Annotated in this window: 17 protein-coding genes; 7 read left to right on the top strand and 10 right to left on the bottom strand. The window is 61.2% G+C overall.

What is annotated here, in order from left to right; genetic code table 11:
* Positions 1 to 12: 12 nt before the first annotated feature.
* Both ACYYKW_RS13175 and ACYYKW_RS13170 read right to left on the bottom strand, forming a co-directional pair.
* A complete protein-coding gene (locus ACYYKW_RS13175; protein WP_464990316.1) occupies positions 13 to 762 on the bottom strand; it encodes a methyltransferase in 750 nt (249 codons plus the stop codon).
* Positions 762 to 1,064 (bottom strand): MazG-like family protein, encoded by a 303-nt coding sequence (locus tag ACYYKW_RS13170; protein ID WP_093105108.1) that lies wholly within the window; start codon positions 1,062 to 1,064, stop codon positions 762 to 764. The genes ACYYKW_RS13175 and ACYYKW_RS13170 overlap by 1 nt, the downstream gene beginning before the upstream one ends.
* Before the next feature lie 242 nt (positions 1,065 to 1,306).
* Between ACYYKW_RS13170 and ACYYKW_RS13165 the strand changes: the two genes are divergently transcribed.
* Both ACYYKW_RS13165 and ACYYKW_RS13160 read left to right on the top strand, forming a co-directional pair.
* Positions 1,307 to 1,600, top strand: a complete 294-nt coding sequence (locus ACYYKW_RS13165) for a hypothetical protein (protein ID WP_093105111.1) — start codon at positions 1,307 to 1,309, stop codon at positions 1,598 to 1,600.
* A gap of 159 nt (positions 1,601 to 1,759) precedes the next feature.
* Entirely contained in the window at positions 1,760 to 3,109 is a 1,350-nt protein-coding gene (locus ACYYKW_RS13160) for an MATE family efflux transporter (RefSeq protein WP_464990315.1), read from the top strand.
* Here the strand turns inward: ACYYKW_RS13160 and ACYYKW_RS13155 are convergent.
* The 7 genes from ACYYKW_RS13155 to ACYYKW_RS13125 form a co-directional block, all read right to left on the bottom strand.
* Positions 3,103 to 3,978 carry an alpha/beta hydrolase gene (locus ACYYKW_RS13155; protein ID WP_464990314.1) on the bottom strand — a complete coding sequence of 292 codons (876 nt, stop codon included), beginning with the start codon at positions 3,976 to 3,978 and terminating at the stop codon, positions 3,103 to 3,105. The genes ACYYKW_RS13160 and ACYYKW_RS13155 overlap by 7 nt on opposite strands.
* A gap of 17 nt (positions 3,979 to 3,995) precedes the next feature.
* Complete coding sequence (locus tag ACYYKW_RS13150) at positions 3,996 to 4,784, bottom strand: DUF4123 domain-containing protein (protein ID WP_464990313.1); 789 nt, start codon at positions 4,782 to 4,784, stop codon at positions 3,996 to 3,998.
* Positions 4,781 to 6,130 carry a type VI secretion system Vgr family protein gene (locus ACYYKW_RS13145; protein ID WP_093105123.1) on the bottom strand — a complete coding sequence of 450 codons (1,350 nt, stop codon included), beginning with the start codon at positions 6,128 to 6,130 and terminating at the stop codon, positions 4,781 to 4,783. The genes ACYYKW_RS13150 and ACYYKW_RS13145 overlap by 4 nt, the downstream gene beginning before the upstream one ends.
* A 233-nt stretch (positions 6,131 to 6,363) precedes the next feature.
* Positions 6,364 to 8,277: an arginine decarboxylase gene (gene speA, locus ACYYKW_RS13140; RefSeq protein WP_090281072.1), complete on the bottom strand. Its 1,914-nt coding sequence runs from the start codon at positions 8,275 to 8,277 to the stop codon at positions 6,364 to 6,366.
* A 220-nt stretch (positions 8,278 to 8,497) separates the two neighbouring features.
* Entirely contained in the window at positions 8,498 to 8,869 is a 372-nt protein-coding gene (locus tag ACYYKW_RS13135) for a translation initiation factor Sui1 (protein ID WP_041068080.1), read from the bottom strand.
* Positions 8,870 to 9,055: 186 nt separating this feature from the next.
* Positions 9,056 to 9,613, bottom strand: a complete 558-nt coding sequence (locus tag ACYYKW_RS13130) for an NUDIX hydrolase (protein ID WP_464990312.1) — start codon at positions 9,611 to 9,613, stop codon at positions 9,056 to 9,058.
* A 3-nt stretch (positions 9,614 to 9,616) separates the two neighbouring features.
* The gene (locus ACYYKW_RS13125) at positions 9,617 to 10,684 is read right to left on the bottom strand and encodes a DUF2333 family protein (protein WP_090281066.1); all 1,068 of its coding nucleotides are present in this window, start codon (positions 10,682 to 10,684) and stop codon (positions 9,617 to 9,619) included.
* Between the two features lie 385 nt (positions 10,685 to 11,069).
* Between ACYYKW_RS13125 and gcbA the strand changes: the two genes are divergently transcribed.
* The 5 genes from gcbA to accC all read left to right on the top strand — a co-directional run bounded on the left by gcbA (position 11,070) and on the right by accC (position 17,314).
* Positions 11,070 to 12,740 (top strand): diguanylate cyclase GcbA, encoded by a 1,671-nt coding sequence (gcbA, locus tag ACYYKW_RS13120; RefSeq protein WP_093105129.1) that lies wholly within the window; start codon positions 11,070 to 11,072, stop codon positions 12,738 to 12,740.
* 51 nt (positions 12,741 to 12,791) lie between these two features.
* Positions 12,792 to 14,738 (top strand): methyl-accepting chemotaxis protein, encoded by a 1,947-nt coding sequence (locus ACYYKW_RS13115; protein WP_464990311.1) that lies wholly within the window; start codon positions 12,792 to 12,794, stop codon positions 14,736 to 14,738.
* Between the two features lie 243 nt (positions 14,739 to 14,981).
* The gene (gene aroQ, locus ACYYKW_RS13110; protein WP_090281057.1) at positions 14,982 to 15,434 is read left to right on the top strand and encodes a type II 3-dehydroquinate dehydratase; all 453 of its coding nucleotides are present in this window, start codon (positions 14,982 to 14,984) and stop codon (positions 15,432 to 15,434) included.
* Positions 15,435 to 15,482: 48 nt separating this feature from the next.
* Complete coding sequence (gene accB, locus ACYYKW_RS13105) at positions 15,483 to 15,941, top strand: acetyl-CoA carboxylase biotin carboxyl carrier protein (RefSeq protein WP_093105137.1); 459 nt, start codon at positions 15,483 to 15,485, stop codon at positions 15,939 to 15,941.
* Positions 15,942 to 15,958: 17 nt separating this feature from the next.
* Complete coding sequence (gene accC / locus ACYYKW_RS13100) at positions 15,959 to 17,314, top strand: acetyl-CoA carboxylase biotin carboxylase subunit (protein WP_093105142.1); 1,356 nt, start codon at positions 15,959 to 15,961, stop codon at positions 17,312 to 17,314.
* Positions 17,315 to 17,377: 63 nt separating this feature from the next.
* Here the strand turns inward: accC and ACYYKW_RS13095 are convergent, their stop codons facing one another.
* On the bottom strand, positions 17,378 to 21,334 hold the full coding sequence (locus ACYYKW_RS13095) for a type III effector 1 (RefSeq protein WP_464990310.1): 3,957 nt from the start codon (positions 21,332 to 21,334) through the stop codon (positions 17,378 to 17,380).
* Between the last annotated feature and the right edge of the window lie 171 nt (positions 21,335 to 21,505).

Raw genomic sequence — 21,505 nt, 5'->3', positions numbered from 1 at the left:
GACGCGCTCCGATCAGATCGGCCGGCAGATCCAGTGCAAGTATCGCCCAAGCCCGGCGAAGCTTGGATGACGGCGGTGGGCGAGCTCCATCTCGAGCAAATCCGCAAGGTCGGCGCGGGCCTGGAATTCCACCGGCATGTAATCGTGAAAAACCCGTACGCCACTTTGGCTTTCGACCTGCCACAGACCGTCGAGTTGCGTTGCCAACTCGCGCGGATCGAGCGGCTGCTGCGGGGTCAGGCTCTGCTTTTCGCCAGCCATGACGTTCTTGCGCATTTTCTTGAAATGGCCTTTGAGCAGGTTGCGGTAGATCAGCGCGTCGCGGTTGTAGAACGCCAGCGACAGCCAGCCACTGGGCCGGGTCAGTTGATGCAGCACCGGCAGAATGGCGTGAGGTTCGGCAAGCCATTCGAGCACGGCGTGGCAGATCACCAGATCGAACGGTTCGCTGAGCTGGTCGGGCAGCGCTTGCCATGGTGCCTGGATAAAAGTGGCGCGTTGCCCGGCATCGGCGAAACGCTGGCGGGCGCCTTCGAGCATCGGCTCGGCCGGTTCGGTAAACGTGACGTCGTGCCCGCGTTCGGCCAGCCACAGCGACATATGGCCGAGCCCGCCACCGATGTCGAGCACGCGCAACGGACGGTCGGGCAGCGCTTCGGACAGATCGGCCTGCAATACCGCGAGGCGAATCGCGCCTTTGGCGCCGCCGTAGATTTTTTCGGCGAAACGCGTCGCCAACTGATCGAAATGCCGGTCGCCCATCAACTGAACCGCCGTTCGCTGTCGGCGAGCTTGGCGCGCACCACTTCATTCATGTCCAACCCCAGCTCGCTGCACAGCAACAACAGGTACAGGACGATATCGCCGATTTCCTGCCCGGCGTGGGCAAGCTGGTCGGCGGGCAACTGGCGCGACTGGTCTTCAGTCAGCCACTGGAAGATTTCCACCAGCTCGGACATCTCGACGCTGGCGGCCATCGCCAGGTTCTTCGGGCTGTGAAATTGTCGCCAGTCATTGCGGTCGCGAATGGCGTGCAGGCGTTCGGTCAGTTCAACAAGGTTCATCGGGCTCTCCTGAAGGCGTATAGCTTCGGGGGGATAACGGCTGAAGGCAAGCGCGGCGCTCTTGATCTTTGTAGGAGTGAGCCTGCTCGCGATGGCGTCGTGTCATTGAAATTGATTTGCCTGACACGACGCCATCGCGAGCAGGCTCACTCCTACAGGATTGTGGTAAACCTTCTATGATGCAGGGAACTCGGCCACTACCGTTGTGGCCCAAGGCTCAGCTCTTTCATCAGGACGCACACATGCAGGTAGAAAGCTTTTTCGAATGGCTCGGGCAGGTGCTCGGTTCGGTAATCCGCTTTATCGTCGATGGGCTCAGCGGCCTGTTCAACCTGCTGAGCAACGCCGGAGGCAACTTCGTCGAGGGGCTCTCCCGCACGCTGGGGATGGACACTTCGATCATCAGCATCATCGCGCTGATCGTCGGTTTGATGCTGTTGTGGTCGGCCATTCGCGCGTTCATGAACGCGTCGATCATTGCCGGGATCATCTGGCTGTTGCTGGGCTTATGGTTGCTCAGCTGGATTATTCATTGAAAGCACAACGCCTGTAGGAGCGAGCCTGCTCGCGATAACGGTGGGTCAGTCACCAATGATTCGCCTGAACTGACGCCTTCGCGTGCAGGCTCGCTCCTACACGGGATCGCGTTTCAGGTCTCATGAATCGCTACAATGCGGCTCCCCGAAGGAGCCTGCATGTCCACTCTGATTGCCGACTGGCGCGACCGCCTGACCCACCGCAAGGTCTGGGCGCTTGCCGCGCCGATGATTTTGTCCAATATTTCCGTGCCGCTGGTGGCGCTGGTCGACAGCACCGTCATCGGCCATTTGCCGCACGCTCATCAACTGGGCGCGGTGGCGGTGGGCGCCAGCCTTTATACGTTTCTGGCCTGGGCCATGGGCTTTCTGCGCATGGGCACCACCGGGTTTGCCGCGCAGGCCGCCGGGCGCAGCGATGGCGCGGCGTTGCGGCAGATCCTGTTGCAGGGATTGCTGTTGGCGATGGGCCTGGCGCTGCTGCTTGGCACGTTGGGCGTGCCGTTGAGCGGGGTCGCGCTGCACTTCATGCAACCTTCGGCAGAGCTGGAGCAACTCACTCGCGAATTCTTCCATACGCGGCTGTTCGGCCTGCCCGCGGCGCTCGCCAGTTATGCGCTGGTCGGCTGGTTCCTCGGCACGCAGAATGCTCGGGCGCCGCTGACGATTCTACTGACCACCAATCTGATTAACATCGTGCTTAATCTGTGGTTCGTCATGGGCCTGGACTGGGGTGTGGTCGGTTCGGCGCGGGCCTCGGTGATTGCTGAATGGAGCGGCGCCCTGCTCGGCCTGTTGCTGACACGCAAGGCGCTGCGCGCGTATCCGGGGCACATCGTCTGGCCCGCATTGAAACGCTGGCAGAGCTGGCGCCCGTTGCTGGCAGTCAACCGCGACATCTTCATTCGCAGCCTGGCGCTGCAATCGGTGTTTTTCATGATCACCGTGCAAGGCGCGCGACTGGGCGATGCGACCGTGGCGGCCAATGCGCTGCTGCTCAACGGCTTGCTGCTGACCGCTCATGCACTCGACGGCCTCGCCCATGCCGTCGAAGCCTTGTGCGGCCACGCCATCGGCGCCCGCGACCGGCTCGCCCTGCGGCGTTCACTGGTGATCGCCGGGGGCTGGTCGCTGATCGCCAGCCTCGGTTTTGCCGTGCTGTTTCTGCTCGGCGGGCACCTGTTCATCGAGATGCAGACCGACATTCAGAGCGTGCGCGACACCGCGTTCATCTACCTGCCGTACCTCGCCGTGCTGCCGCTGATTGCGGTGTGGAGCTATTTGCTCGACGGCCTGTTCATTGGCGCGACCCGCGCGCGGGAAATGCGCAACGGTATGCTGATCACGGTTGTGCTGCTTGTGCCGTTCGCCTGGGCGTTGCAGGGTCTGGGCAATCACGGGCTGTGGATATCTTTCCTGCTGTTCATGGTGCTGCGCAGCCTCACCCTCGGCACGCAGGGCTGGTGGCTCAAGCGCAACGATGGCTGGTTCAACGGCGGCGTTCACTGAGTCGGCGTATGGCGGACAAAGCCGACCACCTGATCGAGCACCGGCGCCAGGCGCCGCAACGGCCGTGACAGGCTCGCGACCAAAGTGATGTGGTTGGGTCGCGCGTAATACAGATCCTGCGCCGGAACACCGGCGGCGCGCAGCTTGTCGGCGAGGCCGCCGGTGTTGCGCGTCGGGTTGACCAGATCATCTTCACGGGCCGCAATCAGCAACGCAGGCGGCGCACCGCGACTGACGTGGTTGATCGGCTGCGACTGCGGCGGTGAATCCGGCCAGAAGAACACCGGGCGCACGGCAGGGTTCTTGATTGGCAGAAAATCATACGGCCCGGCCAGCCCGATCCAGCCGCGCAAATCCGTGGGCGCCAAGCCCACCGCCGCCAGCCACTCGCCGTCCAGCGCGAGCATCGCCGCGTTGTAGGCGCCCGAGCTATGCCCCATCAGATAGAGGTTTTGCGGGTTACCGGAAAACTCACCGATATGCGTGCGAACCCACGCCACGGCGCGGGCCCCGTCCTGCAGAAACAGCGGATAACGCACCTGTGGGTACAAACGGTAATCCGCCACCACCGCGACGATGCCTTTTGATGCCAGCGCTTCGCCGACAAAAGCGTAGTCACTCCGTGAGCCGCTGTTCCAGCTGCCACTATAGAAAAACACCACCACTGGCGCATCCGACAATGCCGTACGCGGCACATAAACATCGAGCTTCTGTCGCGAATCGTCGCCATAAGCGATGCCTGCGGTTTTGCTGTAGCTGCTGTCCGGCGTCAGTGCATTGAGCACTTGCACGGGCGAACACGCGCACAGCGCGAGCAGCCACAGGCTGCCGAGCATTGCGCCAAACCCTTGCCGGAATAAACCTGCCATCTGCGCGGAACCTCGTCTCAGGGCTGATCACCGCGCCACTGGCGCCGCACATGGTCAAGCCGTTGTTGCTGGGTCAGCCCCACCGGCGGTGGCACCAGCGCCGCCCGCGGATGCAACAAGCGTAGCCACAACCAGCCATCGAGCACGCTGCGGTCGCTGAAGCCCAGCGCCAGGCCTTGCTGGACATGGGAGGCCATGGTGGCGTATTCGGTTCCCAGCGATTGGCTCCAGCGCCAGATGTGCTGTTCGAGCAAGCAGGTTTGCAGGCGCTCGCGCTGGCGCCGGGTCAGGTTTTCTTCGATGTTCAGTGGCTCGACGGCCAGCCCCGGATTGCGCAACTGTTGCCAGCCCTGGCTGCCGATCGCCCGGTCGGCCCAGGTGCCGCCGAACCAGCGCAACTGGCGGATCGGCCCAAGCCAGCGGCTCAGTTCGGCAGCATCGCAGGCATCGAAGAAATAGCTCGCGGTCTCCCGGTTGTAATAGCTGAGCAAGGCGCGGTGGCTGAGGCCGAACGACACGGTGAGCATGCGCTGCAAATGGCCAAGCATCTGTTGCGCCGACACCTCGCTGGTGAGCAACAGCCCGCGCCACGTATTCGGGTCGCGGTGACACAATGCGGTCAGGGCCGGGCATTCGCTCAGATCGATCAGCAGCGGCCCGTGCCCACTGACCGGTTCGAACTCGGTGCCGTCGAACAGACTGAATCGGCGGACGGCGCTGAACGCCTGGCGCAACACTGGCAAGGCCTGCGGGGCATCCAGGCTGTCGAGCAACAGCCACTGCGTCTGGGGCTGGGCGCCCGTCATGTTGCGCCGCTCTGTTCAAGCGCCGTGACCAGCCGACAACTGCACACCGCCTGCGCACAATGACTGAAACTTCCGCCTCCCGGGATCAGGCAGAGCAACAGCAATGGCTCAGCGCTCATCAGCAGTTGCAGCAGCCCATGACTTTCCAGGCTGTCAGGCAGCGGCGGTGGGTCAGCGTCATCCTCCACCGCGGCGAGCGATGGCTGCAGCACACCGCTGATCATCGGTTGATCCGGGTCGCCCTCGAAAAAGCTCACCACCACTTCGACGCCATCGTTCAGCGCGGGCATGGACGACTGCGCCAGCGAGGGTGCCAGTGGCAGCCAACAGTGGCTCGGCGCAGCGCCTTCACCCTGATAGAGCCAGTCGAACTGCACGGCTACCGGTCGCTGATGATCGGGCTGTGGCTCATCGACCGTCACCACCCAGGCCCGTTGCAGGCTGTGCATGCGCACGCGCGAGGCTGTACTGAGTGCTGGACTCGGCAACTGCACCGCGCCGAATACGCGGTTGGTATAAGGCGGTTCGAGGGCAGGATCGGCGCGATGCTCAATGCGCGTCAGTAACCATTGGCGATTGCATTCGGCGAAGGGATGGCCGGCCAGACGCAGCCAATGCCCACTGCGCAACGCGGCCAGGTCGCTATGACCCTCGGCGTGCTCCACGGTTTGCAGCCCTGACTGTCCGGACTGCAACGCCTTGTGCAATCGCCATTGGCGCAGTGCCGGTGCAGCGTGCTGCTCGTCGTCTTCACACTGATACCGCGCTGCACCGGCCAGTGGCATCTGCGCCGGGTCATCGGTGAACACCAGACAATGCCGGTCGCGCTGGTGTTCGAAGTAATAGTGGATTTGCGCCTGCGCGCACATACGCTGCAGCAGTTGCAGATCCGATTCGCGGTATTGCGTGCAGAACGTGCGGGTCGGGTAGTCGCGGCGCAGTTCGAAGCGGCGCTGGTTGCCGACGATGCCGTGTTCCCTGAGCACTTGTTCGAGGATCTGCGGCACCGATCGGCCACTAAAGATGCGCTGACTCAGGCGCAGGGCCAGACAGGCGAGTTTCGGCCCCAGCCGGACCCGGCTCAAGCGCAGGCCGGGGTCATGTTCATGCTGGACAAGACTTTGCAATTGCCCGTGCACGCCCTCCCCCGACGGCCCGAAACAGAGGAAAGCCGAACGATGCAGCAGGCCGGCGAGGTCCAGGTGCGGATCGTCGATCAAGACATCGATCTCGAACGTGAAGGCTTCGCTGAGAGCTTCAGTACCGGTGAAGGCCAGGACTTCGAAAGGGTCGGACAGGCCCGCTACATCGAGACGAAACGACGACTCGTTGACTGGATCGAACATGGGCGGATCTCTACAGGAGGGGCGGCCGGCGATTCTCGCCGAGAGCCATGGCCGAGTAGAGAGCTGAAGTACAACTTAGGAAATGACCTACGCGAAAAGCAGACCGGATGACTTTGCTGGCCGGGACCGGCAAGCATTTCGCGCAGATTTTGGGAGACATCCCACCGGATCATCCGAATTTTCCGCAGCTTGCGGGAAAGTTTCAGACAACCCGGCGAGATCGCCACCTGGCCTCAGGAAGACAGGTAGGAGGAGCGGGTCAGGCCCAGACGCAAGGCATCGAGAAATTGCGTGCGCTCGCTGGCGCTGATGCGTGCACTGGCGCACTTGTCGCGGTAATGCGTCATCAGCTCTTCCGGCGACAAGTGCACGTAACGCAGCATGTCTTCGATAGTGTCGTGGGTCTCGATGCCGGCGTGGTACACGCTGCCATCGGCGTTCTGGTAGATGTTCACCGAATCGGTGTCGCCGAACAGGTTGTGCATGTCGCCGAGAATTTCCTGATAGGCGCCGACCAGGAACACGCCCAGCAGGTAATCTTCGCCTTCATTCAAGGCGTGCACCGGCAGACTGGTTTCGATGCTCTGCTCATCGACGTACTGGTTGATCTTGCCGTCGGAGTCACAGGTCAGGTCCTGCAGCACCGCGCGGCGCAGCGGCTCCTCGTCGAGACGGTGCAGCGGGATGATCGGCAGCACCTGATCGATCGCCCAGGTGTCGGGCAAGCTCTGGAACACCGAGAAGTTGCAGATGTACTTGTCGGCCAGTTTGTCGTTGAGCTCGTCGAGCACCTGACGGTGCGAACGCTGACGCGCTTTAAGCGAGTTGTGCAGGCGCCGGCACACGGCGAAGTAGCACTGCTCGGCCAGGGCTTTTTCCGCCAGGGTCAGCTTGCCGTCGGCGTACTGCGCGGCAACGTCGCTCATGTAGTGAGTGGCGCGCCAGTAGGTTTCGGTGACCATTTCGATGTCGGTCGGGCCGAGCAGGTCAACGAGCCACTGCACGGTTTCCGGCAGGCTTTCCTTGTTCTCGATCAGCGGGATTTCGTCGTTGTGCTTCTCGACGTCGGTTACCTGCACCACCAGCATGGCGTGGTGAGCAGTCAGCGAGCGGCCGCTTTCGGAGAAGATGTGTGGATGCGGCAGGCTCTGCGCGTCGCAGAACTCCTTGAGCATGCCGACCACTACACCGGCGTAATCGTCCATGTCGTAGTTGATCGAACTGGCGTTACGCGAGTGGGTACCGTCGTAATCGACACCCAGGCCACCGCCGACGTCGATGTGATCGACCGGCAGACCGAGGTTGCGCAACTCGCCGTAATAACGGATCGCTTCCTTGAAGCCGTGCTGGTAGTCGGCCAGGTTGGCGATCTGCGAGCCCATGTGGAAGTGCAGCAGGCGAATGCCCTGATCCAGCCCGGCGGCGCGGAAACGCTCGACCACCGACAGCAGTTGCGCCGCGGACAGACCGAACTTGGATTTTTCGCCACCGGTGTCCGCCCACTTCGAGGAGGCCAGCGAAGACAGACGCACGCGCAAGCCAACCTGTGGCTTGACCTTGAGCGAGGCGGCTTCTTCGATCACCAGGCCGACTTCGGATTCTTTCTCGATGACGATGAATACGTTGTGGCCGAGTTTCTGGCCCATCAGCGCGAGGCGGATGAACTCACGGTCCTTGTAACCGTTGCAGACGATGGTGCCGCCCTTCGGCGCCAGCGCCAGCACCGCCAGCAGCTCAGGCTTGGAGCCGGCTTCCAGACCGATGGAGACATTCTGGGTGGCGATGATGTTCTCGATCACCGCTTCTTGCTGGTTGACCTTGATCGGGTAAAGCGCGGTGTATTTGCTCTGGTATTCCAGGCGTTCGATGTTCGAATCGAAAGCGCCGGTCAACTGACGGACACGGTCTTGCAGGATGTCGGGGAAACGTACCAGCAACGGCAAGGACAAACCGCTCTTGCGCAGTTGGTCGACTTGCTCGAACAGGTCGATGGGCGAGCTGCTTGGACCGTTCGGACGTACTTCGACGCGACCGGCTTCATTGATCGCGAAATACCCGGCCCCCCAATGGCGAATCCCGTAAACGCTGCGGCTGTCCGCAACTGTCCATTGGCTGCCATCGTCTTTACGTGTGCGTCGTACGGACATCGAAGTCCCCTATAAAGAAGTCAGAGTGCGTCGCCTGTCGTTCAGGCCGGCGCAGTCTAAAGAATGAAAATGACGGTTCGTCAGTGCGGCGGTAGACCGCACTGACTGCGTGGAGTTTAGAAACCGGTCATGAACAGGCTCTGTGAAAACCATGGCGACGATGCCGGATCTGCAACGCTGCAGAACCGGATCAAGCCGCCGGAGGGTTTCACAGAGGCTGCTAGCCGCCGGACTTCTTCGCCTTGAAACCGTGCTTGATCAGCTCAGCCAGGAGTAGCTCGACATGATCACCCTGGATTTCGATGACGCCGTCCTTCAGCGCCCCGCCGGTGCCGCAACGTTTTTTCAACGTCGTCGCCAACTCTTTGAGGGCGTCTTCGGCCAGGGGCACGCCGGTGATGGTGGTCACCGTCTTGCCGCCACGGCCCTTGCTTTCGCGACGCACGCGGGCAATGCCGTCACCGGCCGGGATCACGGTTTGTTTGCAGATACAGGCATCCACCGGTTTACTGCATTCCGGACAATGACGACCTGCGTCGGTAGAAAATACCAGGCCGCCCAGGGCGGCGAAGGATGCGGCTTTTTTGGCCACCGGCAATCCTCTCGGGAGGACAAAGACTGATCGCGACCCTGGGCAAGGTCCGCGACCGCGAAGCCCCACTCAGGCAGGGGCAGCGCTACTGCAACGAATGTTTATGAAAACGACTCGGCGCAGCTTGAAAAGGTCGCGCAGTGTAACGGCAAAAATCGCGATTGCTAAGTGCCAATCGGCGCCAATTCATGTGTTCTTTGCGACGTTGCTTTGCTGCGCCTTGAGATAGCGCTGCAAAGCGGCCATAGAGTCCGGGCAATAAGGCTTGTGCAAGATTTCCTGCATGACCTGATCGACGGGAATGAAGCGCGCTTCGAGGACTTCTTCCGGCTGCAGTTTCAGCGGTCCGTCCCAGACGGCGGAAAACGCCGAACACCAGAGCCGGTTGCCGGTGTCTTCAAAGTAGAAATGATCGTGAGCGGTGAGTTCGACGCCGCTGACGCCCAGCTCCTCCTCCAGCTCGCGAGCCGCCGACTCGGCATAGCTTTCATCCGCCTGGACCATGCCGCCCGCGGCGACGTCCCAATATCCGGGATAGATCGCCTTGCTCAACGTGCGCCGGTGCACGCACAGCTCACCGGCGGAATTGAACAGCATGATGTAGGTGCCACGGCCAATCAGCCCGCGCTCGCGCAAATCGGAGCGCACCAGGGCGCCGAGCAGGTTGTCGTGCTCGTCGACCCAGGCGATCTGTTCAGCATCGGAAGCGGCGCGATGGGCTGCCTCCCTGGCGTTGTGGCTCATTGATCAGCCCTGATTGAGCAGTTGACGCAAATCGATCACCGCAGCGTTGGCCCGGGAAATATAGTTGGCCATCACCAGCGAGTGGTTGGCCAGTACGCCGAAGCCGCTGCCATTGAGAATCATAGGACTCCATACCGGTTCCTGCGAGGCTTCCAGCTCGCGAATGATCTGACGCACGCTGACCGTCGCGTTCTTCTTCGCCAGCACATCGGCAAAATCGACTTCGATCGCGCGCAGCAGGTGCGACAGCGCCCAAGCCTGACCGCGTGCTTCGTAGAACACGTTGTCGATCTGCATCCACGGTGTCTCGACGACTTCCTCGTCGACCTGCGGTACTTCGCCAACCGCGGGTACTTCGGTTTTCAGCGCGGTATTGAGTTTGACCCGACCGACGCTGGCCGACAGCCGTTGCGACAGCGACCCGAGACGGGTGCCGACATCGCCCAGCCAGTTATTGAGGTTGTCGGCGCGCGCGTAGAACAATGCGTTTTTCTGGTTCGGATCGGACAGGCGCGACTGGTAGCGGCTCAGGGAATTGATGCCTTCCTGATATTCCGACTCGCTGGACGGCAGCACCCAGCTTTTATTGTCGAAGTTGAAACGCGGTTCGGCCTTGGCCAGATCGGCGTCTTCGGCCGACTGCGATTGCGAACGGGCAAAATCCTTGCGCAGGGCACGGGTCAGGTCACGCACCTGCACCAGAACGCCGTATTCCCAGCTCGGCGTATTGTCCATCCACAGGCCCGGCGGGAAACGGTCGTTGGAAATGTAGCCGCCCGGCTTGTCGAGCAAGGTGCCGGCGACGGTCTTCAGGGTTTCGACCGTGGTGTAGCCGACGACCATTTGCTTGCCTTCTTTCTCGGCCGCGACCTGGGCATTTTGCGCCACCGGAAACAGCGCCGGCTCCTGGCTCCAGTACCAGCCAAGGCCAATGGTCACCAGCAGATAAAGGCCGACCAGTGTGGCCAGCGCGCGGCTGAACAACAGCCCGCTCACGTAGCTGCGGGTGGCCGACTTGGGCTCGGCGGCACGTTCAGGCGCGCTGCCCGCGCGGTTTTTCCAGTCCAGCATGGCGATATCCTTTCAATCACTTGAGTTCAACGGTTCGACCACAACCATACAACAACGTGCCAAGGCCTAGCACTGGCCGGTTGCGATAAGCCGCAAATGATGCGGGCGAGTGACGCTTGCCCTAGGGGAATCCCTGAGTCCATAGCTCACCCTTGTACGACGCACAAGGCGAGCACCACCGCTGGAAAGCGCTCTGGGTCAACATCGACGACGCCCGCACACGGCGCAGCATGCGCCCGGCAGGCCGGGCACGAAACCAACCGGTCAGAAACTGAATGGTGTCGCACATCAGATTATTGACGTACGACACTCGTCTAAGGGAAAAGAGGTGCTAGCATAGAGCCACCAGTCGATCTCAGCATGCAGCCTAACTAGTAGTCAGGATATGACCGAGCCAGAAGACCCCAGCCGTGAGCGTCTCAAGCACCACTTTGCCCAGCGGGTAATTCATCAGGCGCGTCAGATTCTCGAGATATGGCAGCGCCTGCAGCGCAGCGAATGGTCAACCGTCGACCTCGCCGAACTGAGCGAGGCCAACCTGCGCCTGCTGCGTTTTGCCGAGCGTTTCGAACAGCCTGAGCACACGCAACTGGCGCGGCATATCAGCCAGTCGCTGGAAGCGGTGGACGCCAATCGCGGTCGCCTCAGCAGCGGGCTGATTACCGACCTCAATCGATTGATGCAGCGCCTGTCGCGCACCGGCCTGCGGCATGGCGATCAGCTCGAGCAAACCTTTCTGCCGCCGCTGCGCAAGCCGATCTATGTGCTGCTGCAAGATTATGACCGCGCTGAACGGCTGGCCAAACAACTGGAGTTTTTCGGTTTGAGCGCGCAGGCGCTGGACAGCGTTTCGGCGTTTCGCTCATCGATGGTCGAGCGCCTGCCGGCGGCGATTGTCATGGACGTGGACTTCAGCGGGCCCGGCGTCGGCCTGAAACTTGCCGCTGAAGCCCAGGTCGGTCTCGACGAGCCGTTGCCGCTGCTGTTTTTCAGCCTGCATGAAACCGACACCCCGACCCGCCTCGCCGCCGTGCGCGCCGGCGGCCAGGAATTTCTCACCGGCACCCTCGAAGCGTCGAGCCTGCTGGAAAAAATCGAAGTGCTCACCTGCGTTGCGCAGTACGAACCCTATAAAGTACTGATCATCGATGACTCGCGCGCCCAGGCCTTGCACACCGAGCGCCTGCTCAACAGCGCCGGGATCGTCACGCGCACCTTGATCGAGCCGATCCAGGCGATGGCGGAACTGGCGGACTTCCAGCCCGACCTGATCATCCTCGACATGTACATGCCGGCCTGCACCGGCACCGAACTGGCCAAGGTGATCCGTCACAACGACCGCTATGTCAGTGTGCCGATCATTTATCTGTCGGCCGAGGACGATCTGGACAAGCAGCTCGACGCCATGAGCGAAGGCGGCGATGACTTCCTGACCAAGCCGATCAAGCCACGCCACCTGATTACGACGGTGCGCAACCGTGCCGCCCGCGCGCGCAATCTGAAAGCGCGGATGGTGCGCGACAGCCTGACTGGCCTGTACAACCACACGCACATCCTGCAATTGCTTGAGGACTGCTCGTTCCGCGCCCGCCGCGAGAACAAGCCGCTGAGTTTTGCCATGCTCGACATCGACCACTTCAAACGGGTCAACGACAGCCACGGCCACCCGATGGGCGACCGGGTGATCAAGAGCCTGGCGCTGTTTCTCAAGCAGCGCCTGCGCAAGACCGATTTCATTGGCCGTTACGGCGGTGAAGAGTTTGCCATCGTCATGCCCGACACCGACATCGAAGCCGCACACAATGTGCTCGATGAGATCCGCCAGCGCTTCGCCGAAATCCACTATCCGGCGCAGCCGCAGGACTTGTGGTGCACCTTCAGCGCCGGCGTGGTGGAAATGCACGACGACTGCGACAGCCTGATGATGGCCAGTCAGGCCGACGAAGCGCTGTACCGTGCCAAGGGGGCCGGACGCAATCGGGTGCAGACCGCACGGCACTCAAAGCAAAGTGCCACTTTTTCATCGGAATCCACTGATTCGGTCATAACCCTGTAACAGAACCGCAATAAATTCAGGCGCTTACCATTTCTGCCGTTGGTAGCCGTCATGCGCCTGAAGTTGCTCACCAATCTCAATACGCTGCTGCTGGTCGCTGTGTGCCTGGCACTCGGCGCCACGCTGTGGTGGTCGCAAAAAGCCCTCGAACGTCCCTATCTGCTGATGGAGCGATATCTGGGCCTGTCCCAGCAATTTCAGAACGAAGTCGCACGCAACGTCGAGGATTACCTCGCCAGCGGCGACGCCTTGCGGTTGAGCAGCGCCAGCCAGGCCATCGACGACTTGCAAACGCAACTGGCTGATCTACCACCGACGCTGGCCGATTCGCTGCGCCCGAGCCTGTCCGGGCTGGCCGAGTTCAGCAAGACTGACCTGCTCGCCGCCGGCAAACTGGCCGGTGATCCGCAGGCCTTGCTGCTACAAGCCGAGCGCGAATTGAGCGCCAGCCTCGAACAACTGAGCACGTACGCCAACGGCAACGCGAGCTACCTGACGCCCCTGCTGGTGGCGTCACAGCATCTGGGCAAGCTTTCGCTGGCACGCGACAAACTGGTCAGCAGCGGACGCAGCGAACTGGCTGCGGATGTCGAGCGCGAAGTCAGCAACATCCGCGCCCAGGCGCAAGCCATCGACGCCCTGCCCCTGCTCGGCGTGGTCAGCCAGAGCGCCTCCGGCAGCGACGACTTCGCCGCGATGATGGGCATCGAGAACAGCGAAAAAACCGTCGCCGAAGACGCTGGTGTCGGCCTCAAACGGGAACTCAACAGCCTGCTCGGTCGTTATCCGGCGGAGCTTGAGCGCACCCGTGAGCAAATTCAGAAACGCACTGATTTGAGTGTCGCGACCCATCAGAAAATCGCTGCGGTGCAACAAGCCATCGCGGCTCTGGAACCGGCGGTGCGCGCCCAGCACGGGCAGATCCAGGGCGAAGTTCGCTTGATGCAAGGCGTGATGATCGGCCTGATTCTGCTGATCGCGCTGCTGATCGACACCTTGCAGCGTCGCCTGGCGCGCACCCTGACCAATCTCGCCCCGGCGCTGTCGACCTGGGCCGAGGGCGATTTCAGCAGTGACATCCGCTTGGGCAAGACCAACCGCGAACTGCATGACATCGAAGCCTCGCTCAATCGCTTGCGTGCCTATCTGGTAGATCTGGTCGGGACCATTCGCGGCAATGCCGAGCAAGTCGCCGGAAGCAGCCGCACTTTGGCCGAATTGAGCAACGACCTGCACAGCGGCGCTGAGCATCAGGCTGGCGACACCGCGTTGATCCGCGATTCGCTGGGCGAACTGGAGGCGACCATTCAACAGGTCGCCGGCGATGCGCAGCAGGCAGCGGACGCCAGCCGCCACGCGGGCCTTGCCGTTGAGCATGGTCAGACGGTGATCGGCCAGAGCCTCACCGGGCTGCATGCGCTGGTCGGTGAAGTGCAAGGCAACGCGCAGATGATCGAGCACCTGGCCGAAGAGTCGGCCACCATCGGCGGCGTGCTGACGGTGATTCGCTCGATTGCCGACCAGACCAACCTCCTCGCCCTGAACGCGGCGATTGAAGCGGCGCGCGCCGGGGAAATGGGTCGCGGTTTCGCGGTGGTCGCCGAAGAAGTACGCTCGCTGGCGCAACGCACGGCTGGCGCCACGGCGGAGATCCAGACGCTGATTGCCGGCCTGCAAACCGCCGCCCGGCAATCGGTCGAAGGCATGCGTGCCCAGGTCGAACACGCCGAGGCCACCGCCAATCAGGCGCAAGCGGCCGACGGTGCACTGGACAAGATTGTCGGGGCAATCCAGACCATTTCCGACACTGCGATTCGCATTGCCGACGTCACCGCACAGCAGAGCGGCGCAGTCAGCGAAATCCGCGATCACAGCGAGCGAATTCATCAGCTGGGTGGGGAAAATCTGCTGCGCATCGGTCGTGGTCGCGAACAAGGCGAGAACTTGCTGGTATTGGGCGGGCAACTGCATACCGCCGTACAGGCCTTTCGCGTCTGACAAATCGCTATCGCGAGCAGGCTCACTCCTACATCGGATCGCGTCCCCCCTGTAGGAGTGAGCCTGCTCGCGATGGCGTCAGCCCAGCCGCCACTGAATGACCGGATTCGACACATTAGTCACATACTTCGCGCAAACATCGGCCATCGTGCTGGCTATTGCATGGAACTGGACAGTCACAAAGGCTTTGCGGCATAGTCGCCGGGTTCTGACGATTGCTCATTCATGACAAGGACTCCGCAGATGGCGACCCTACTGGTGCTGCACGGCCCCAACCTGAACCTGCTCGGCACCCGCGAACCCGGCACTTACGGTTCGACGACGCTGGCGCAGATCAACCAGGATCTGGAGCGCCGCGCCCGAGAAGCCGGCCATCATCTGCTGTATCTGCAAAGCAACGCCGAGTACGAATTGATCGAGCGCATCCACGCCGCCCGCGGCGAAGGTGTCGATTTCATTCTGATCAATCCGGCGGCTTTTACGCACACAAGTGTCGCATTACGTGACGCGCTGCTGGGAGTGAGCATCCCATTCATCGAAGTGCATTTGTCCAACGTGCACAAACGCGAACCTTTCCGCCATCACTCCTACTTCTCCGATGTAGCGGTGGGAGTGATCTGCGGCCTTGGCGCCAGCGGTTACCGACTGGCCCTGGAGGCCGCGCTAGAACAGCTTGAAACACAGGCAACGACTTGAACAACAAGCGTTAAACGCCCCTGACCGACCCTTGGGAGTTGATGATTCATGGATATCCGTAAAGTTAAGAAACTGATCGAATTGCTGGAAGAGTCCGGCATCGACGAGCTCGAGATCAAGGAAGGCGAAGAGTCCGTACGCATCAGCCGTCACAGCAAGACCCCGGCTCAGCAATACTACGCGCCGGCCCCGATGCAGGCTCCGGCCGCTGCACCTGCCGCCGCTCCAGTCGCTGCTGCCGCCCCGGTTGCCGCTGCTGCCCCGGCGCTGAACGGCACCGTTGCCCGTTCGCCGATGGTCGGCACGTTCTATCGCAAATCTTCGCCAGCGTCGCCAGCCTTCGTTGAAGTCGGCCAGACCGTGAAGAAAGGCGACACCCTGTGCATCGTCGAAGCCATGAAGATGATGAACCACATCGAAGCTGAAACCAGCGGTGTGATCGAGTCCATCCTCGTCGAAGACGGCCAGCCGGTTGAGTACGACCAACCGCTGTTCACCATCGTTTGAACTGCGGAGAGCCTTTGATGACTGCGAAGTTGGAAAAAGTTCTGATCGCGAACCGCGGTGAGATCGCCCTGCGGATTCTGCGTGCCTGCAAAGAGATGGGCATCAAGACCGTCGCCGTTTACTCCAAGGCCGACAAAGAGCTGATGCACCTGGGTCTGGCAGACGAATCCGTCTGCATCGGCCCGGCGTCTGCCTCTCAGTCTTACCTGCACATCCCGGCCATCATCGCCGCCGCTGAAGTGACTGGCGCTACCGCCATCCACCCAGGCTACGGTTTCCTCGCGGAAAACGCCGATTTTGCCGAGCAGGTCGAGAACTCCGGCTTCGCCTTCATCGGCCCGAAAGCCGAAACCATTCGCCTGATGGGTGACAAGGTCTCGGCCAAGCACGCAATGATCGAAGCAGGCGTTCCTACCGTTCCAGGTTCCGACGGCCCACTGCCGGAAGACGAAGAAACGGCACTGCGCATCGGTCGCGAAGTCGGCTACCCGGTGATCATCAAGGCCGCTGGCGGCGGTGGTGGTCGCGGCATGCGTGTGGTGCACAAGGAAGAAGACCTGATCGCCTTCGCCAAACTGACCCGCACCGAAGCAGGCGCGGCGTTCGGCAACCCGATGGTCTATCTGGAAAAATTCCTCACCAACCCGCGCCACGTCGAAGTGCAAGTGTTGTCCGACGGCCAGGGCCACGCCATCCATCTTGGCGACCGCGATTGCTCGCTGCAGCGTCGTCACCAGAAGGTTCTCGAAGAAGCGCCGGCACCGGGCATCGACGAGAAAGCGCGTCAGGAAGTCCTGGCTCGTTGCGTCAAGGCGTGCATCGACATCGGTTACCGTGGCGCCGGCACTTTCGAGTTCCTCTACGAAAACGGTCGCTTCTACTTCATCGAAATGAACACCCGTGTTCAGGTGGAGCACCCGGTTTCGGAGATGGTCACCGGTCTCGACATCGTCAAGGAGATGCTCAGCATCGCCGCTGGCAACAAGCTGTCGTTCACTCAGGATGACGTGGTGATTCGCGGTCACTCGCTGGAGTGCCGGATCAACGCCGAAGACCCGAAAACCTTCATGCCGAGCCCGGGTACGGTCAAGCATTTCCACGCCCCGGGCGGCAATGGCGTACGCGTCGATTCGCACCTGTACAGCGGTTATGCCGTTCCGCCGAACTACGACTCGCTGATCGGTAAGCTGATCACTTACGGCGCGACCCGCGAAGAAGCCATGGCGCGCATGCGCAATGCCCTGGACGAAATCGTGGTCGACGGGATCAAGACCAACATCCCGCTGCATCGTGATCTGGTCCGCGACGAAGGCTTCTGCAAAGGCGGTGTGAACATTCACTACCTTGAGCACAAGCTGGCCAAGCAATCGTAAGACTGCATTGGCGTGAAAAACCCGATCCCTGTGATCGGGTTTTTTATGCCTGCGACAAACACATCAGTTCATCAACACCATCGAAAAAGCCTGCTCGTCGATCATCGCGGCGGTGGCCCGACGGCCGGCCTTGTCGACGACGTTGCCCGAGCCATCCTCATACAACGGCCTGCTGCGCACCCGTTGCATGAAGCTCGTCGCGCGCGTCGAGACTGCGTCATTGGCATACCGCGCCCGCTGCAAAACCGGCGTATACAACCGTTCAACCTGACTGGCAGAAGTCTTGAACACGGTCGACACGCCGTTCTGCAAATTCAACGACACGGCATAGTTATTACCCAGACAAGAAGAATACGACCAGTAATCCCAGGTCGGCCGCAGCCCTTGCTGGCGCAATACGCCTCTGACCGATCCACCGATATCGGTACCCGTCAACCAGTCTCCACCGACCAGCGTAGCGCGAACATCCTTGGTCGAGCCTCCCAATCGTTTCATCACGTCCCGAACGGTGCGTTCGATCAGCGAGCGAATGTTGTGATCGAAATGGACGACCGCGCCAACCTTCGTCAGCGGGTTGTACATCGAGGCGATGACACAGGTCTGCGCGTTCAGCGAAAACAGATAATTGTCCTTCGACCCGGCAACGAACTTCGCGACCACAGCCTCACCCTGCATGGCGCCCCGGTTGAGCACCGGCTCGAGACGCCCGGGAAATGCGTTGCGCAGATTATTCACATGGCCAAGATTGCGCACCTGATCATTGCCGCCGCGCAGCCCGACACGGTCATGGGTCCACTTACCGTTGGCTGTCAAACGTATGGGCCGCTGATAAATGGCCGCGGGGCGACGGGCATCAATCAGGCTGAGCCCACCGAAATGCGGATTTTCCCGGACCTGGAAATACTTGCCTTTATTGCGGATGTAATAGCTTGGTTGAGGCTGCCCGGCGCTTGGCGGACTGCGCCAGGTACCGAAAAACACCGTTTCTTCAGTGACCCGCTGCAACTGTTCGGGCGCCTTGCCAACGGCCTGCCCGGCGCGAAAACGCACCTCCCGGACCGCCGGCAGTGTTTCCTTGCGAATCGGCGCCAGCGTCTCAAGGCGTTCGGCCAACAATGAGACCGGCCTCGTCGTGCGTCTCAGGCTTCTGGCCGTGCCGGCGAGCAACTTGACCGCGCTGCCGACACCCACCATGGCAAACAGCGCGCCCCAGGATGCCTCCAGCCAATGACCGAGCGCGCTATCAACATCGCCCTCCAGGTGTGCCGCGACTGCCTGGCCGGCGCTGACCGCGATGAATACAACATCCAGCAGCAAGGCAAACGGCGGAAACACCATACAAAACGGCGCCGCGCCGAACATCAGTCCCTTCACCACTTGTCTTTCGATCATTTCCGCACGGCTGGTGGTGATGTCCTCCACGTCCGTGACCGTGCGCTCGATGTAAGCGTTGAACTCATTGCGCGCGTCAATCACTCGCTGCGCTTCGTACAGCGTATCGACGCGCTGTTTCTTTGCCGCTATCGCGCGCAATGAGCGTGACACGGTATTGCGCGCAGCGACGGGGCAGCGCGCCATCAGGTAGTCATGCAATGTACCGGCGACCTCGCCCTCCAGTGACAGATACGGGCGCACCGTCAGACCGTCGGGAGCATCCGGCGTGTATAGCCACCGGGACGGTTCGGGCTGGCAACAGATAAAAACGTATACCCCCAGCACGACGTTATGGCGCACGGTGAACTTGAACACGCCGTCGCTCGCAGCAATGTCGGCACCCGGCACATGCGCTCCCGACGTTGGCGGTTGGCTGAGCAGCGAGACCTGACGGACCAGCGCCGAATACACCGCATCGCTCAAGCGCGCCTGACTTCTGGCAATGCGCAGGTCACGATCCATTTTCGACAACAGCACATTGCGGTAGCCGAACCGACGCAACTCGTAGGCTTCATCGCGAGCGTCCAGGTATTGGCCACGAATCTCTTTCGCGTACTGTTCACCCAGCCAGGCCCCACGCATGTACCGCGCCAGATCGGCACTGCGCACCTGACTCAAATCCTGACCAACTGACGAGCGCACACCTCTTTTCGGATGTTCGATGCCAGCGTTGTCATCGTAGCCGTAGATCGCCAGATCGAGCAGACTGGCTGACGGCTGCTTCCTGCGGTCGGCAATGCCGGGGCTGTAATCGATCAACACGGTCGCTGGGTCGACCGGCTCAAGCACATTCTTGCTGCGCAAATACGGCGCAATCGCTGCGGCAACCGTGCGCCTGGCGAAGTCGACGAAAACTTCGAAACCGCCCAGTAATTCATTGAAAGCCTGCTGATGCATTACCAGCTCCTGATTCAGGCCACTGATGCGCCGGCGTGCCTCGAGACCAAGCGTTGTGTACCAGCGCAGCGAGTTGTCTTCCTCGACACGCTGCAGGTTTTTTGCCAGGCCCATTTCGACCACGGCCTTGATGCATTCGGCGAACGAGGTCGGGCCACGACGGATGTCGCTGGTCATTCCCCAGAGAGGCGGGCTCGCCGACACGGCTAACAGGTAATCGCGCGCCGTGCGATGTGCCGTTGGCGAAAGTTGCTGCAACAGGTATTCGCGCCCGGATTCGCTCTGCGTCCAGCTCCAGACTTCTCCGGTCAACGCCGCCAGCGAACGCAAGCGCATCCACTCCTGGCCGTCTGGCTTGTTCGGCGCGTACAGCAAGAGATCCTCTACCTTTTGCGCAGTCTCCTGGCGATAACACACCAGCAGGTCAGCACACTGCATGCCGTTGGGCAGCGTCAGCGCAGCGAATCGCAGAGTTTTTTCTGTGACATCTGTCGCCCACGCCTGACCGAGACGGTCATGGTCGGCCACGGTCAAATGCCCAGCGCAACGCGCAACGAACGCGCTTTGTTTGAGCCGCGCGACAAGCCAGTCGAACGAGGCTTGCTGCACGTCTTCGCGCTTGTACTGCCGGGCTAGAACTTGCAGGTAATCCGCCGGACAGTCCAGCTCTGCCAGCATGTCGGCAACCAATGTCGGCGTCAGAGGCTGATTACGTTGCGCGGGACCACTGGTAACGTCCAGCACCGCAGCGAAATCCTTACCGATCGGCCCCGCCGCGAGCAATTCGCTCAGGCTGCGGTTCTGCGTCGGCTCGCCAACCGCCGAGCGCCATTTCAAGCGCACCTCGATGCGGTCCGGTTCTACTTCGATGTCGAGCTTGAGCAGAATGTAATCGATTGCTTGTTGACGGGCGAAGGCGCGCAGCGATCCATAGCCTTCCAGCAGGTCATCAAGCGCGGCCTGGGCCAGTGACGTCTGTTGCTGATACTGGCGCAATCTGGCGCGGTCCGGTTCGTTCAGGACTCGCAGCCAGTGCGGCAAACTCGCGTATGACTGCGCTTGAAGAATTTTCTTTTCCGCACCGGTTGCCAGCGCGGTCAACCGATACCGGCGAGCGTTTCGGTCCTCAATCTTTTCGATTTGCCTGCGCAATCGATCCAGCGTCAGGTTCGCGAGCCGATCTGCGTTGAACAGCGCGTCGATATCGTCAATAAACCGCTGCAGCTTGCGCACGACGAGGCGATCGAACGCCGCCTCCTGCCCCTTGGTTTGCCAATGCTCTTGCAGGTAGTTTTTGTACTGAACAAGGAAATGCTCGGCAACGCTATCAACTGTCTGAATGACCGCTTCACGATGGCTGGCAGGCAGTCCCTGATCGGCGCCACCCGGCCAGCGATACGGAGCGTCGCGGATCGCCAGGTACATTAGAGGCTTGCCATCGATCATTTTCTGCACAATCGCATCAAGCAGGACCTGTACAAAACCCGGATCGATATTGCCGTCAGAGTGATGACTGCGCAGTTCGGTCAATGCGAAATCTTCCATGGCCTCGAACAAACTCATCTGGCTGCTCAGGCGCTTGTCGATCAACACCTGCCAACGCGTAATTCGCAGCAAAACCTCCTGCACCGTCCCTGCAGACGCAGCGGTGGCTGCGGTTTCTTCTACAATCCCTTGTTGAGTCGCCATATTCCCGGCCCGTCGTTGCGTAGAAATGAGCCTCCACTGTATTTGCCGACCAGCGCGCTCAGGCGATACACCGGTATATCGCGCCCGTGAATGTGTAACAGCAGACCGGCTTGTCCACTTTGCTGGCGACCTGGCGTAAACTGCGCGCTTTTGCAGCTTCGGGCTGCCCCA

The sequence above is a fragment of the Pseudomonas sp. 15C genome (genome assembly GCF_055484735.1).
The sequence above is the reverse complement of the archived record's forward strand: the minus strand, read 5'-3'. Positions and strand labels throughout refer to the sequence as shown.

Coding starts and splice junctions, on each gene's coding strand:
- ACYYKW_RS13175 (WP_464990316.1), bottom strand. CDS start 762: ATGGGCGACCGGCATTTCGATCAGTTGGCGACGCGTTTCGCCGAAAAA.
- ACYYKW_RS13170 (WP_093105108.1), bottom strand. CDS start 1,064: ATGAACCTTGTTGAACTGACCGAACGCCTGCACGCCATTCGCGACCGC.
- ACYYKW_RS13165 (WP_093105111.1), top strand. CDS start 1,307: ATGCAGGTAGAAAGCTTTTTCGAATGGCTCGGGCAGGTGCTCGGTTCG.
- ACYYKW_RS13160 (WP_464990315.1), top strand. CDS start 1,760: ATGTCCACTCTGATTGCCGACTGGCGCGACCGCCTGACCCACCGCAAG.
- ACYYKW_RS13155 (WP_464990314.1), bottom strand. CDS start 3,978: ATGGCAGGTTTATTCCGGCAAGGGTTTGGCGCAATGCTCGGCAGCCTG.
- ACYYKW_RS13150 (WP_464990313.1), bottom strand. CDS start 4,784: ATGACGGGCGCCCAGCCCCAGACGCAGTGGCTGTTGCTCGACAGCCTG.
- ACYYKW_RS13145 (WP_093105123.1), bottom strand. CDS start 6,130: ATGTTCGATCCAGTCAACGAGTCGTCGTTTCGTCTCGATGTAGCGGGC.
- speA (WP_090281072.1), bottom strand. CDS start 8,277: ATGTCCGTACGACGCACACGTAAAGACGATGGCAGCCAATGGACAGTT.
- ACYYKW_RS13130 (WP_464990312.1), bottom strand. CDS start 9,613: ATGAGCCACAACGCCAGGGAGGCAGCCCATCGCGCCGCTTCCGATGCT.
- ACYYKW_RS13125 (WP_090281066.1), bottom strand. CDS start 10,684: ATGCTGGACTGGAAAAACCGCGCGGGCAGCGCGCCTGAACGTGCCGCC.
- gcbA (WP_093105129.1), top strand. CDS start 11,070: ATGACCGAGCCAGAAGACCCCAGCCGTGAGCGTCTCAAGCACCACTTT.
- ACYYKW_RS13115 (WP_464990311.1), top strand. CDS start 12,792: ATGCGCCTGAAGTTGCTCACCAATCTCAATACGCTGCTGCTGGTCGCT.
- aroQ (WP_090281057.1), top strand. CDS start 14,982: ATGGCGACCCTACTGGTGCTGCACGGCCCCAACCTGAACCTGCTCGGC.
- accB (WP_093105137.1), top strand. CDS start 15,483: ATGGATATCCGTAAAGTTAAGAAACTGATCGAATTGCTGGAAGAGTCC.
- accC (WP_093105142.1), top strand. CDS start 15,959: ATGACTGCGAAGTTGGAAAAAGTTCTGATCGCGAACCGCGGTGAGATC.
- ACYYKW_RS13095 (WP_464990310.1), bottom strand. CDS start 21,334: ATGGCGACTCAACAAGGGATTGTAGAAGAAACCGCAGCCACCGCTGCG.